The organism is Vibrio intestinalis, assembly GCF_025195085.2.
GTDB lineage: Bacteria > Pseudomonadota > Gammaproteobacteria > Enterobacterales > Vibrionaceae > Vibrio > Vibrio intestinalis.
Window position 1 is genome coordinate 142,751 of record NZ_JANAVY020000005.1, and the last position, 12,971, is coordinate 155,721.

The 12,971-nt window shown below is 43.9% G+C and carries 11 protein-coding genes and 1 riboswitch; of the genes, 4 read left to right on the plus strand and 7 right to left on the minus strand.

All coding sequences use genetic code 11. The features are described from left to right. Nucleotides 1-121: 121 nt before the first annotated feature. A riboswitch (cobalamin riboswitch) is annotated at nt 122-186 on the minus strand. Nucleotides 187-387: 201 nt separating this feature from the next. Beyond that, a complete protein-coding gene (locus MU515_RS10165) occupies nt 388-816 on the plus strand; it encodes a GNAT family N-acetyltransferase (protein ID WP_260260312.1) in 429 nt (142 codons plus the stop codon). Nucleotides 817-917: 101 nt separating this feature from the next. On the opposite strand, the gene MU515_RS10170 is transcribed toward MU515_RS10165, so the two are convergent. Next, nucleotides 918-1,925, minus strand: coding sequence for a tetratricopeptide repeat protein (locus tag MU515_RS10170; RefSeq protein ID WP_260260313.1), 1,008 nt, complete (start codon nt 1,923-1,925; stop codon nt 918-920). A 226-nt stretch (nt 1,926-2,151) separates the two neighbouring features. On the opposite strand from MU515_RS10170, the gene MU515_RS10175 reads away from it, so the two are divergent. Beyond that, nucleotides 2,152-3,378, plus strand: coding sequence for a hypothetical protein (locus MU515_RS10175; RefSeq protein ID WP_260260314.1), 1,227 nt, complete (start codon nt 2,152-2,154; stop codon nt 3,376-3,378). Nucleotides 3,379-3,461: 83 nt separating this feature from the next. On the opposite strand, the gene MU515_RS10180 is transcribed toward MU515_RS10175, so the two are convergent. From MU515_RS10180 to MU515_RS10200, 5 genes are all read right to left on the minus strand, one after another. Next, nucleotides 3,462-4,997: a methyl-accepting chemotaxis protein gene (locus MU515_RS10180; RefSeq protein WP_260260315.1), complete on the minus strand. Its 1,536-nt coding sequence runs from the start codon at nt 4,995-4,997 to the stop codon at nt 3,462-3,464. Between the two features lie 441 nt (nt 4,998-5,438). Next, the gene (locus MU515_RS10185) at nt 5,439-5,564 is read right to left on the minus strand and encodes a hypothetical protein (protein ID WP_260260316.1); all 126 of its coding nucleotides are present in this window, start codon (nt 5,562-5,564) and stop codon (nt 5,439-5,441) included. Nucleotides 5,565-5,652: 88 nt separating this feature from the next. Continuing rightward, nucleotides 5,653-6,738 carry an ankyrin repeat domain-containing protein gene (locus MU515_RS10190; RefSeq protein ID WP_260260317.1) on the minus strand — a complete coding sequence of 362 codons (1,086 nt, stop codon included), beginning with the start codon at nt 6,736-6,738 and terminating at the stop codon, nt 5,653-5,655. A 153-nt stretch (nt 6,739-6,891) separates the two neighbouring features. Further along, nucleotides 6,892-8,079 (minus strand): acetate/propionate family kinase, encoded by a 1,188-nt coding sequence (locus MU515_RS10195; protein WP_260260318.1) that lies wholly within the window; start codon nt 8,077-8,079, stop codon nt 6,892-6,894. A gap of 488 nt (nt 8,080-8,567) precedes the next feature. Continuing rightward, nucleotides 8,568-10,607, minus strand: a complete 2,040-nt coding sequence (locus MU515_RS10200) for a TonB-dependent siderophore receptor (protein ID WP_260260319.1) — start codon at nt 10,605-10,607, stop codon at nt 8,568-8,570. A 117-nt stretch (nt 10,608-10,724) separates the two neighbouring features. Here MU515_RS10200 and MU515_RS10205 point away from each other — a divergent pair, with 117 nt between their 5' ends. Both MU515_RS10205 and cueR read left to right on the plus strand, forming a co-directional pair. Further along, a complete protein-coding gene (locus tag MU515_RS10205) occupies nt 10,725-11,705 on the plus strand; it encodes a helix-turn-helix domain-containing protein (RefSeq protein WP_279257159.1) in 981 nt (326 codons plus the stop codon). Nucleotides 11,706-11,769: 64 nt separating this feature from the next. Then, the gene (gene cueR, locus MU515_RS10210) at nt 11,770-12,156 is read left to right on the plus strand and encodes a Cu(I)-responsive transcriptional regulator (RefSeq protein WP_260260321.1); all 387 of its coding nucleotides are present in this window, start codon (nt 11,770-11,772) and stop codon (nt 12,154-12,156) included. A 53-nt stretch (nt 12,157-12,209) separates the two neighbouring features. On the opposite strand, the gene vctC is transcribed toward cueR, so the two are convergent. Next, complete coding sequence (gene vctC, locus MU515_RS10215) at nt 12,210-12,965, minus strand: iron chelate ABC transporter ATP-binding protein VctC (RefSeq protein WP_260260322.1); 756 nt, start codon at nt 12,963-12,965, stop codon at nt 12,210-12,212. Nucleotides 12,966-12,971: the final 6 nt, after the last annotated feature.

Genomic DNA, 12,971 nt, shown 5'->3' on the forward strand with positions numbered 1-12,971 from the left:
GTAGCGCCATCAAAAACACTCCTGTGTTTAACGCCAACAGCTCGGTTTGAACAGAATAATAAACCTTCAAACATCCGAATCTGGGAACCCCCGCCCATACTGCCGGCCAACGTTAAACTTAGGTAATCTGACTTGGCGCTTGGCCTTACAGTTGCGGGTACAGTTTAGGCTTCTCACCTAATTCCCCTAAGTTCAGTGGATGAAGCGATAATGACAGGAATGAAAATAGTTCTTATTGATTCAGATCAGTTTGCGAAAATGATTGCGGGTTTTTATGTGCTTTTAGAACAAAGTCGTGTACTTCGCTAACTAAACCTACAAATAACCCATTGACCAGTAGGGATATTTTCGTATGCTGAACGGGTACCACATAGAAAGGAGCGCTTTGTGACACACTATTCAATCAGTGATGATGCCGATAGGATCGACTTCGACACCGTGCATCAGTTTTTATCCAATAGCTACTGGGCAAAAGGGATTCCAGCACAAACACTGCGCCGTGGACTAAGCCACTCACTCTGCTTTGGTGTTTATGAAAATCACACCAACCAAGTTGGCTTTGCCCGCGTAATCAGTGATTTCGCCACCTACGCATACATTTTGGATGTTTTCATTTTAGAGCCCCACCGCGGACAAGGGGTAGGCAAAGATCTGATTGCCACAATCCTAAAGCATCCTGATCTACAAGGCATACGCAGAATTTCACTCGGCACAAAAGACGCACATGGGTTATATGCTCAATATGGATTTAAACCTATTGATAGCCCAGAAAATGTAATGCAAATTTGGCAGCCCGATCTCTATCTAAACAGTTAGTCGTGTATCAACGTATTTCACGCAGACTCAGGATACTAAAAAGCCTAAGCATGGCTTAGGCTTTAGTGATCAAACTCGGCTTAATCTAGCGCAAACAGTAATTACCAGATTTCGTCAGTAATCGACTCTTTGTATTGCTCAGATTTTGCGATGTGTTCTTCCGACATATATTGTTTTACGTCGCGAATCTCTTTCGCTGCATCTTCATCACCATTTTCATCAGCGATCTCAAACCATGCCAGAGCTTTAACGAAATCACTTGGAATACCATGACCATTGCGATATGCGTAACCAACCATGTATTGCGCGTAGACGTTATCTAGCATTGCGGCCTTCTCAAAAAAGGCGAATGCTTGCGCGTAATCCGTTGTTTTAAAACCACAGCGCTGTTTGTACTCTGGGTAATAATAAATGTCGCCCATCTTAGCAAACGAACGTGGGTGTTCATCAAATTCAATCGCTTGTTCTAGCCAATGCATCGCTTTTTTACAGCTTGTTTCAACACCTTCACCATTTAAGTATGACACGCCAAGGTTGTACATCGCGCTAACGTTTTGCTTATTGGCCGCCTGTTCAAACCAATAAGCCGCCTTGGTGTAATCTTGAGTAACACCTACTCCATCATTGTACGAAAACGCCAACTGGTACATCGCATCATCAGAGCCTAACTTAGCAGCTTTTAGGTAATAGTCGTTGCCTTTGCTCACGTTTGCATCTGTACCTTCGCCATCAAAGTACATTACACCTAAGCTGTAGAGTACATATGGGTCTTGGCTAGCTTCTGCTTTATGAAACAGTTCCAACGCCTTTTTGTAATTACCCTCAGAGTATTCCATGTCTGCCTTAACAGCTTCAGCGCCATCGTGGCCTGCTTTCACAGCGCGTTCAATGTATTCATGGCCAAGATCTAAGCCATCTTGCATGATCGAGTTGTCAATCAAAAAGCTGCCCGCTTGAAAAAGTACTTCAGGGTCATTGCTGTTAGTCGCCTTCGTAATCAAAGCCATATCTTCAGCTTCGAAATCTTCCCAACTTAAATCGTAAGCATGAGCTTGATAAGACATCAGCAGAGCAGCTGAAGAGAGGAGAGCAAAAGAACGTTTTTTCATAATAGCCTTAATATAATCTATTGAATTTATTAGTTTTCGCCAATCCTATACAACAATCATTGCAAGCTCCAGACAAATCAAAGCCAATGCAACTTCTTTCATCGTAACGTGACAAAAATCACATCAAACCAGTTTAATTTACGGATTTTCGCTTCAATTACGTTCATTGTTTACCTCTTTCAGCACCTTCATACTCTGTTTCAATCTCACTAGCTGTATGAAAACTATGAATAAACTAAAACTCACTACCCTCTCTATTGCCATTGCACTGCTAGCAGGTTGTGGCAGCGATGAAAGCAACGATACCAACCCAAATAACGGCAATACGCCATCAAATAGCAAAAACCAAGCGCTGTTAAGCAAAGCGGCGAACATTTCCATCACAGATTCAGGCTCGTCGCTGGGCAAATGTACCAGCGGCGTTGGCAACACTTACCAAACTGAAAACCTCTTCATTGAAGCAACAGCGGCCAACATTACTGCGAGCCAGCTGCAACAAGCCGGTCAAATTGCCCAAGTAGCGCTTGATGAATTGAAGGCGGATGCCAACCTGACAACCGCAGAACTAGGGCTAAATAGCGAGCGCTGGACCGTATGTTTTAACGACCCTAACGGTGGTGGTCATTCAGGCTCTGCGTATGAGAACAGTTGGGAACAACACCTTAAATCAGACCCTAGCGATCTATACCGCCTAGCGAAGCATGAGATGACTCATGTTGCTGGTTTCGAGTTCTTTGGCGGTGAGACAAACAGTGGCGAGGTTTACAAATGGTTTACTGAAGCACTCGCAGTTTACATTGCTCAAGCAGATAAAATTGTGCCCGCGCGTGAAATCGACAATTATGCTGCGGTAGTTGGTATTGTATCGCCAATAACCATCAACACTCACACGACAGAAAATACCGTTAAAGCAAAATACGAAAACGTCTACGACATCTACGTAACCACTATTGCTGTACTAAGCAAGAAATACGGTATTTCGGTGCGTGATTGGTTTGATCTTTACACGGAAGCTAAGTCATCAGGCGACTTTAAAGCAGCTTTTAATACCTTCATGACAGCAAAAGGGGCGACTGGCGTTACTCATAATAATCTAGAAGACCTAACAACTTGGAAAAATCTAGTTGCAGGTTATGTTGAAAGTGACATGTCTAACCAAGTGAATATTGAAGCCGATTACCCAGCCGAGTTCGTATTTATTGAAGCAATTGACTACAAAAACAGCGGCGTTTCAGCGCAAATTGGCCGCAGTGACGTGGCAGCGACGACAGGCACTGTCTACTTCAATGGCGATACTATCGCTGACGGCGTGCATAAGGTTTACACCGAAAGTGAAATCAATGGTAAGTGGTACATGATTGGCCCTGTAAATGTTGAATTTAGTAATGGCAACGTGATCAATACCAATACGATTAATTTCAAAGGTGCACCAAAAGAAGAGTACGTGGATTAAATCTCGCGCTTTATAACCAAACAAAGCCCTATCTAGGGCTTTGTTTTATTTTGTGCGTTCTAATTTACTATCTGATATATCGATTAACGTCGCTCGTTAAACGTATCTCTTAACCCTGCTAGCTCGACTGCTTTGGCTGATATATCGCTAGATTGCGAACTCACAATTTCAGCTTGTTGAGCGTTATGCTGGGATAACCCATCAATTTGCTCGATATTATTACTTATCTCTTTTGAGAGCTTAGCTTGCTGTTGAGCGACATCGGATATCTGTTGAGACAGCTGAGAAATATCGGCCATAGACCCCATCACCGCCGATAATGACTGCTGAGAATAGAGTGCTTGATCAACACAGAGATCCACGGTCTCTTTCTCTTTGCCCATTACCGATTGCCAGTGTTTGAGCGTCTCTTGCATGCCAGAGATGGAAGATTGAATCTGCTCGGTTGCTGTATTAGTACGCGAAGATAAGTTTCTAACCTCGTCTGCGACCACAGCAAAACCTCGCCCTGATTCACCTGCCCTTGCCGCTTCAATGGCTGCATTGAGCGCCAACAAGTTGGTCTGCTCAGCAATACCTTTGATTTCCACCATGATAGAGTCAATCTTCTCGGCTTCTTGAGTCAACTCAGCGGAAGATTCCGTCGACTTCTGAATTTGCCCTGAAAGCGAATCAATCGCCGTTTTGGTTTGCTGCATATTATTTTCAGCGCTCACACATTGCTGATTTGCATGCTCTACTTGCTCTGAAGCTTGGCTGATACGCTGCTCAACATCATCTATCGCGGCAACGATTTTCTCGACCGAATGGGAAATATGATGAATTTCGGTCGCCTCTTTCTCTACGCCATCTTGGGTATCTTCAGCGGCGCGTTTGAGGTTTGAAACATTCAGCTCTAATCCACCGCACTGATCTTGTACGCGGCCTAAGATTGTGTGAATTTTGCCTTGCGCCATCTTAAGGTGGTAGTCCGCAGCGCTGTGCGGCAGAGAACCTGAAAACACCAAACGTGACACGCTATCGTATTGGCTAAGTAAGGTTTGATAAAACTTAGGAGCTAAACCTATCTCTGGATAGAAACAGACAAACGGCAATGCCACCAACAATGCACTGACCAAAGGAACAAACTGAGCCGACGCAACCGTCGCAATTGCCAATAGAACAAAAGTAATTAAGCGGAACTGGAATAAGCTCCAAAACGGCACTAATGATTTGCCAGTGTTGACCTTTTTGTATAAACGTTCAGCGCGATTTTTAAGTTTTTCATCAAGGGGGGAACGCACTGATTGGTAGCCTACTACCGAGCCATTTCGCAAAATAGGGGTGACAAACGCATCTACCCAATAGTAGCGCCCATCTTTACAACGGTTTTTCACTGCACCACGCCACGATGCACCAGCCTCTAAGTTAACCCAAAGGTCTTTAAATGCGGCTTTTGGCATGTCTGGATGGCGTACAATATTGTGATTGGAATTCACCAGCTCTTCTTGGCTGAACCCACACACTCGAGAAAAAGCTTCGTTAGCGTAAGTGATGACGCCTCTGGTATCCGTAGTTGAAACTAATTCCTCATTAAATTTAACTTCTTCATCTACGACATTCTTATTTCTGCGACCCATTTCCTGTCTCATCTCTGCGATTACCGCGGCATAAGTTACACTTTTAGGGTAGTTGATATCCACATTTTCCGTAGAGTTAATCTTATAAATTTGAAGTTAATAGAATTAGCGCATTATTTAGACAAATTGTTGCACAGTTATTTACATAAACTTCATCAATAAACGCGTAAAGTTTTTGAGTTAAACAGACAATAAGACAAGGTTAGAAGCAGAGGAGAAAAAGGAAGGCGAGCAAGCAAAGATAATAAATAACTCACTGTATATAAAGTATTTTATCAATTATTGCTTGCTAAGAACGAATACTAAACCAAACAACTAAGTTGATAAATGGCCGTCAAATCAAGCTTGGGCAAGGTCAATCTAAATATGCGTATCAATTTGAATCAACACCATCCAATCACGGCCATAAATTGTAAGTCAAACGGACTCACTGGCGAAAGGCTAAAAACCGAGGGCGGCCATTAAACGGTATGGCCATGAAATATGACCTGAGTTGACCAAATCGAAAATGGTAAAGAACACCACACTAATAACCGCGAGTTTCGCCAGTCTTGCAACAATAAACATACTTAAACCCAATATCACTATGCAGCAGTGAGCTGCTGACCATCATATTTTGTTGATTATATCCAATAAATGACAAAATAGTCAGAGCCTAAAACGGCTCACTCTCGGTATATTCTTCAAGTTGTTGGTAACTACCATGGCTTCGCGCACCGTAACTCTCTAGCAATTGCTTTAACTCTTCTGATAAGTGAGGCAATAACGCATGCAGGATAGTTTCATGCGTAAAGGTGCGATGATTGACCTGAGCACCCTGCTCCAAAAGCAAACGGACAAGCGGCAAATCAATATTCGTTCTTGCCAGAGCCGCAAACAGTGGCGAATGGTTATTGGCATCGCGATAGTTAACATTAGCGCCTTTAGCAACTAACTTAGTCGCATACTCTTCCATGCCTTGACGGCCGCTCGCTTCCACTAGAGCTAACATGCCATTTGAAGCCATTTCGTTAACGTCACAACCTTGGCTAAGACACAACTCAAAGAGCGCTTCGTCTTCAAGAAGCAGCGACAACATCAACCAATCTGCCGAAAGGCCCTGATAAAAGTAACCTTGATAGTGCTCAGTGAGAGAAGCGAACTCTTGCAACAACGCTAAATCAGGTTGTTGCCACATCCCATGCCCTTGCTGTAAGTAGGCTTTCGCTACTGGCGTGTAGTTAGCTGGATGCTTGTAATATGCCAGTTGCTTGTAGAGTTTTTCATTTAGCCAGGCTGTGACAGCTGTTTTATCAGAGTGCTGCAGCATCCATGAGAAATTCGGATTATCCGGTTTGATCAAATACAGGCATTTTGAGTCAACTTTTGCGCCGAGCTGAATCATTTGCTCTGCAAGGGATCGCTCAGTAAATGCCTTTAAGTAGCGCGTTAGCAAAGAGTTTTTAAACACCTGTTGCCAATTTTCAAAGTTCACCGACGCAAAATACGCGTCAAACGTCTGCTCAAAATCGAGCTTTGCCAGCGCGGCCAAGACGAAAAACTCGTTTTCTTGGCTGTGATAAGCAATCTGCTCTTTATGAAAGACTTGGGTAAATAAGCCCGAATATTTAGTCGTGGTTAAGATTTTTAAAATGCGATGAAACTGGCGGTTAGACGTAAATTGCGCCATGTATAAGTGGCTAACATCGCCCGCTTCAGCAAAGCGCTGCAATTCTAAATAGGTAAACTCTGGGTGGCTCATATTGCCTCCGACAACCATCGATAGAACACTATACCGAAAAACCCGACAAAGCAATGATACTTATCGCTTCTCGGCAACAGTTTATCGCAGACAAAAGAAAAGCCCTTTCCAAACGGAAAGGGCTTTAGCTTAGTTCCCAAAATGAGTAGAGTTTTATAGCAGCTCTACTGACTGCTGTGCAATTACGAATTCTTCGTTAGTCGGGATTACCATCGCGATTGGTGAACCCTCTTGAGTGATCACGCCTTGGTCACCAAAACGAGCCGACTCATTAGCCTGTGCATCTTCTTTGTAACCGAAGATTTTTAGGTAGCTCAAGATTTCGCGACGGATTGGCAGTGAGTTTTCACCGATACCACCAGTGAAGATGATGCCGTCAATCTCTTCTAGTGCAACCATGTAAGAAGCAATGTATTTCGCTACGCGGTATGTGAACACTTGGAACGCTAGTTTCGCGCCTTCGTGGCCGTTTTCCATTGCTTCTAGGATGCCACGAGCATCACTTGTTAGGCCTGACACACCAAGGAAACCTGATTTCTTGTTCAGAGTTTCAAATACTTTGTCTTGTGACCAACCTTTCTTCATTAGGAATTCAATGATGCCTGGGTCAAGGTCACCACAGCGCGTACCCATCATTAGACCAGCCAGCGGCGTAAAGCCCATGCTAGTGTCGACACTCTTACCATCTTTGATTGCACAAACTGACGCACCGTTACCTAGGTGAACTGAGATAAAGCTGCTTTTCTCGATTGGTTTGTCGATCACTTTTGCGGCTTCACGGCTCACGTAGTAGTGGCTTGTACCGTGGAAACCGTAACGACGGATACCAAACTCAGAGTAAAGCTCTTTAGCAATCGCACCTGTGAATGCTTTAGATGGCATTGTTTGGTGGAATGCAGTGTCGAATACTGCAAATTGTGGCAATGCAGGGAAAGCAGTCATAGCCGCTTGAATGCCTTTCGCACCAGCAGGGTTGTGGAGCGGAGCTAGGTCTGAAAGACGTTCAATTTCGGCTAAAACATGCTCATCGATACGTACTGTCGATGTAAACTTCTCACCACCGTGAACGATACGGTGGCCAACTGCTACTAAGTCTGAAGAGAAACCTAACGTTTCAATCAACGCAACAATGCGGTTGATTGCGTGTTGGTGATGATTATCTGCCGCAGTGATGGCTTCTTCGGTTTTTTCGCCGTTGTATTTCCAACTGATAACTGCTTCAGGTAAACCAAAGCATTCGCCTAAGCCACTTACAAGCGCATCGCCTGTATTTGAATCGATGACTGCGAACTTAAGAGAAGAGCTACCAGAGTTAATAACCAACACTAACGAGTTAGACATGAGGTATGTATCCTGTTTCAGACTTAATGTAGAAGCAGATGCTTCATTGTTTAATGAGTTTAAATATTAAAATAATTTTTAAATCTTTCAACTTTCTTTTATCTTTAATTTCAAGCCAAACGTTTTTTCTTGATCTAAAGCAAGAATCAATTTTATTTGAGGTTGGAAATTATTCGAAAAGCATTCAATACCTTGCATAGACCTACTAAAAACAAGGCCTAGCGTAAAATTAGCAGCGCTATTTTAACGTCTTACAACAGCTGTTGACATGCCTCTTTTGGGGCATTTTATGCGCTAAAATCGACTAGACAGACAACAAAGCACAACTCGGAGCTCTGTATGCAAACGGGGAAAGATTACAAAATTTTTGAATCAAGCTCGTAATTTGGTGATAAATCACTCAGCTTTGACTCGCGTTCAACTGGATTTTAAACCAAAAAAAGCTGCCCAAGTTGGGCAGCCAATGCAACAACACATTTTAATGAAGGTTAAAAGTGGTAAGCCGCAGAGAGTTTAAAGTTACGCCCTGGCTCAAAATCGTCGGCAAAGTATGTGCCGATTGGGTTGCGTGATGCATCGTATAGGGTTCCTACACCACTGGTTGAAGCGTGAGAGGTATACGTTTCATCGAACACGTTATCAATCCCGAAGGTAACCGATAAGTTATCATGCTGAGTCGGCACCCATTGCACATAAAGGTTATGAACATCGTAACCCTGTTTTATTGGGTTGCCTTGAATCACGTTATCTTCATCCATCACGAACAAAGAGTTCCAACCAAAGATCAGGCCTAAATCATCCATTTGGTAATCAAGCGTTAAAGAAACTGAATCACCAATATCTTTACTGCGCGGCATACTACCGGTTGACGCATAAGGCCCACCGTCAGTGACATTATCTCCGTCACTCTTCGCGTAACTTAGTTTACCCGTGAAGCCTTGATAGCCGTACACGCCAGATAGCTCAAAGCCTGTTAGCTCAATATCAAAGCCATTCTCAATGTAGTAGCCACTGATTGAGCGCTCATAACCTTCGATAATGTAGTCATCAATTTCAGTTTTAAACACCGTTAGGTTAGAGCCAAAGTAGTGCTCGCCTGCCCAATGGTTAAACTTGAAGCCCACTTGGCTGTTTTGGCCCGTTTCTGGGCGAAGATCATCTGCCAGCACTGTGTTTTGTTGAAACTGAATAAACGTCTCTAACAATTCAGGGGCTTTGAATAGCGTACGTGTGCTAGCAAAGACTTGGAATGAATCCGTCACGTCAAACTCACCCGCAACCGCCCAAGTCACTTCATCGTAATTCTTGTCGCTGGTTTCCGCTTTGCGTTGGTAGTCGTCGTAGCGAACACCTAATGTTAAGGCAAATTGCTCGATAAGCTGAATTCTGTCTTCGACATAAAGTGCAGTGCTAATGGCATTTTCATCCATATAATCAATGCCGCCGTAGCTACTGGATGACTCCTTATCCATGTAATCCAAACCATAGGTAAAGGTGTTACCAATAGTGCCGAGAGCAACATCAGACTGGACCTTGGCACTTAAACCAATGTTTTGGTTTTTCGCGGTATTGATGCTGTCTCGGTTTAAAAAGCTCCATGATGTTGGCGTTTCATCACGAGTGATTTCCGTGGTTGAACTATATAACGTTACATCAGCATTATGGTTATTGCCGGAAAACTCATAGCCCAAACGCACGATATCGCGATCATATTCCGTTGGCAGCAGTAAGTCTGCGTCGCGGCCGGTCGTATTCGCATCATAGCCACGGTCCGGTCTTGCACTGTATTCACCTTCATCACGGTACAAATCGTAAGAGAATTCAAAACGATGATGCTGAGAAGGTTCAAAGCCAAACTTGGCTAAAATGTTGTAGATTTCACCATCGGCGCCGTAGTTTTCGATACCATTGCCATCTTCGAAGTTATCGTTATCTACACCGTGAATGTATAGCATACCGTCGATTTGATCGCTCAATTGCGCATAACCCGTAATAGAGCCTTTATGGCTGGCATTGCTTGCATATCCACCATAAACGCGCGCGCCTACCGTTTCACCATCGCGTAATAGTTCTTTTGCGTCTTTGGTTTCAAAATACACTGAGCCACCAAGGCCACCTTGAACCACAGAGTTATTACCGACTTGAATCTCAGCTGATTTCAAAATGTCTGGGTTAAGGGTAAGGTTACCAATATGGTGGAACATATTGGCGTGCTGAGAAGCACCATCAAGTCGAATGTCTAAATCGGTTTCACCAAGGCCACGAATATTAATACGTTGGTTTACCGAATGAGTACCGCCAACATCAACGCCAGGGACATCACGCATCAAGTCAGACATATGATCCGCCTGTTTTAGCGACATATCATCCGCGCCGATAGACTCAGAGCTGCTCGATACTTTCGTACCCCAAACAACGACTTCGTCAAAGTAGGTACTTTCCTCTGCAACTGCTGAGAATGAAAGCGCTAAGCCGACGGCTAAACTGACGACAGACTTGCTGGGTTTAACTCGAATGTCCCTTTTCATGAACTTCCTCTTTAAATCTAAATGATAACAATTCGCAAGCATGATAGGATTGAAACCTCGATTCACAAAGTGAATTGAGTTATGCACAATCGCATTCATGTTATGAGGAAATACAGCATGGGCGTCGGTACTAAATCTCGACCAAGACTAGAAAAAGTAGCACTCACCAAGAAAATTGAGGAATCCGAAAAGCAGTTAATCGTCGGTGTTGGGCGAAGGCACGATGGCCCTTTAGTCGAAGGTCACTTTGTCTCTCATCGCGTCGATGATTGTTTTGCTCTGCATGGTAGCAGAAGCGAAGAACTGACCGATTCTAACATCGTATCGACTGCGCCTGTTTCCATCATCGTGACGTTATTACTGCAAGGCCATCTTGAGTTTGGCTATGACGATTTAGAGTTCAATCTTGATGCACGCACGAAAGCGGAAGGGATTTTAGTTAATCTCACCAAGCCCGCGAACTTTAGACGCCGAATCACCAAGGGCAACCAAGTCACCAAGCTTAACCTAATGCTCAAGCCGGATTGGATTTTGGCACGCAGCTCTGAAACATGTCGCGTGCGTCAGTTCTTGAAAGGCCATAAAAGCTCGATCCGATTCGACCTCACTGAAGAGGTCTACCAATTGGTTGACCAAGTACTCGATTTGCATGACGCCACCAGCTTTCTCAATAAGATAAAACTTGAAAAAATCTCGATGCAGCTAATGGAGATCATCTTTGCTCAACTTGAAGAGCAAACCATTCAAAAATCAGACAGTAAGTTTGAACCAATTGCTCAAGCGGATGTGGAAGATATCATCAGCTACATTGAAACCAATTTAGATAACCCGCTAACCATTGATTTGATTGCCCATCGCTTTGCTATGAGCCCATCCAATATTCAGCGTAAATTCCGCAATCACATCGGCTGCACCATCAACGGTTATATTCGTACCCGTCGATTAGAGATAGCCAAGCAGCATCTAGAACGGGGCATCATCTCCATCACAGAGGCCGCGTACGAAGCGGGCTATACTCACCCTTCAAATTTCACCATCGCGTTTAAAAAGGCGTTTGGTTATCCGCCTAATGCGATGATGCGTAAAGACATGAGTTAACGCTGCTACCCCTGATAAAATCAACTATGGTAAGCTAACAGGGTTCAAACTAAAGGTACAAACCATGAATATTGGTCAAGTTGCCCAATTGACTGGGCTATCGAGTAAGTCGATTCGTCTATACGAAGATAAAGGCATTATCACGCCGCCATTACGTAGCGCTTCTGGCTACCGAGAATATGGCTCACAACACTTACAAGAACTAAACCTTGTCTCGCGTGCCAAAAGCGCAGGATTTTCCCTTGCTGAGTGCAAAGAGTTCGTCGAGTTAGCGCATAACCCACAGAGAAAAAGCAGTGAAGTAAAAGCCAAAGCGCAGGAAAAACTCAAAGAAGTGGAAATGAAAATCCACCAACTTCAAGAGATAGAAAAACAGCTAAAACAATGGGTATCATCGTGCCCCGGGAATGGCGACAGTCAATGCCCTATCATTGACGACTTAACCAAATAACCAAACAAAAAAGGCTTCCCCATAGGGAAGCCTTTTAGCATCTGCGATGCAAATCAGTAGTAAGTACACATGCGCTTGCCATCTTGCTCAATAATATTGAATGGCGTTTCATAGATACTTTCTAACACGCCCGCTTGAATCACTTCTGCAACCGTACCTTGAGCAACCACCTCGCCTTTCTTCAAGGCGATGATCTTGTCAGAGTAACAAGCAGCAAAGTTAATGTCGTGAATCACGACAACTACTGCTTTATCCATCTCACGCGCTAAGCGGCCGATGTTACGCATGATTTGTAGCGAGTGTTTGATATCAAGGTTGTTGAGCGGCTCATCCAAGAAGACGTAGTCAGTATCTTGGGCTATCACCATGGCGATAAATGCCAACTGCCTTTGTCCACCACTAAGCTCATCAAGGTATTTGTGTTGAATATCTGCAAGGTCTAAATACTCAATCGCTTGTTCGATCACTTTATGATCTTCCGCAGTCAGCTTGCCTTGGCTGTATGGGAAACGGCCAAACGCAATCATCTCACGCACAGTAAAACGCATCGTAATGTTGTTTGCTTGGCGCAGTACCGCAAGGCGTTTGGCTAGCTCTTTGGTATCCCAATCCGCGAGTTCTTTGCAATCGATGTAGACTTCACCTTGGTCTTTTTCTACCAAACGGCTAGCCATCGATAGCAATGTACTTTTACCCGCACCGTTTGGGCCAATGATTGCGGTCACTTTCCCTTTTTCAAACTCAGCGCTGGCATCATTCACTACTGCCGTCTTGCCGAATAATTTAGTTAGGCTTTGTAATTTAATCATAATGAC

Coding starts and splice junctions, on each gene's coding strand:
- MU515_RS10170 (WP_260260313.1), bottom strand. CDS start 1,925: ATGAAAAAACGTTCTTTTGCTCTCCTCTCTTCAGCTGCTCTGCTGATG.
- MU515_RS10175 (WP_260260314.1), top strand. CDS start 2,152: ATGAATAAACTAAAACTCACTACCCTCTCTATTGCCATTGCACTGCTA.
- MU515_RS10180 (WP_260260315.1), bottom strand. CDS start 4,997: ATGGGTCGCAGAAATAAGAATGTCGTAGATGAAGAAGTTAAATTTAAT.
- MU515_RS10185 (WP_260260316.1), bottom strand. CDS start 5,564: ATGTTTATTGTTGCAAGACTGGCGAAACTCGCGGTTATTAGTGTGGTG.
- MU515_RS10190 (WP_260260317.1), bottom strand. CDS start 6,738: ATGAGCCACCCAGAGTTTACCTATTTAGAATTGCAGCGCTTTGCTGAA.
- MU515_RS10195 (WP_260260318.1), bottom strand. CDS start 8,079: ATGTCTAACTCGTTAGTGTTGGTTATTAACTCTGGTAGCTCTTCTCTT.
- MU515_RS10200 (WP_260260319.1), bottom strand. CDS start 10,607: ATGAAAAGGGACATTCGAGTTAAACCCAGCAAGTCTGTCGTCAGTTTA.
- MU515_RS10205 (WP_279257159.1), top strand. CDS start 10,725: ATGGGCGTCGGTACTAAATCTCGACCAAGACTAGAAAAAGTAGCACTC.
- cueR (WP_260260321.1), top strand. CDS start 11,770: ATGAATATTGGTCAAGTTGCCCAATTGACTGGGCTATCGAGTAAGTCG.
- vctC (WP_260260322.1), bottom strand. CDS start 12,965: ATGATTAAATTACAAAGCCTAACTAAATTATTCGGCAAGACGGCAGTA.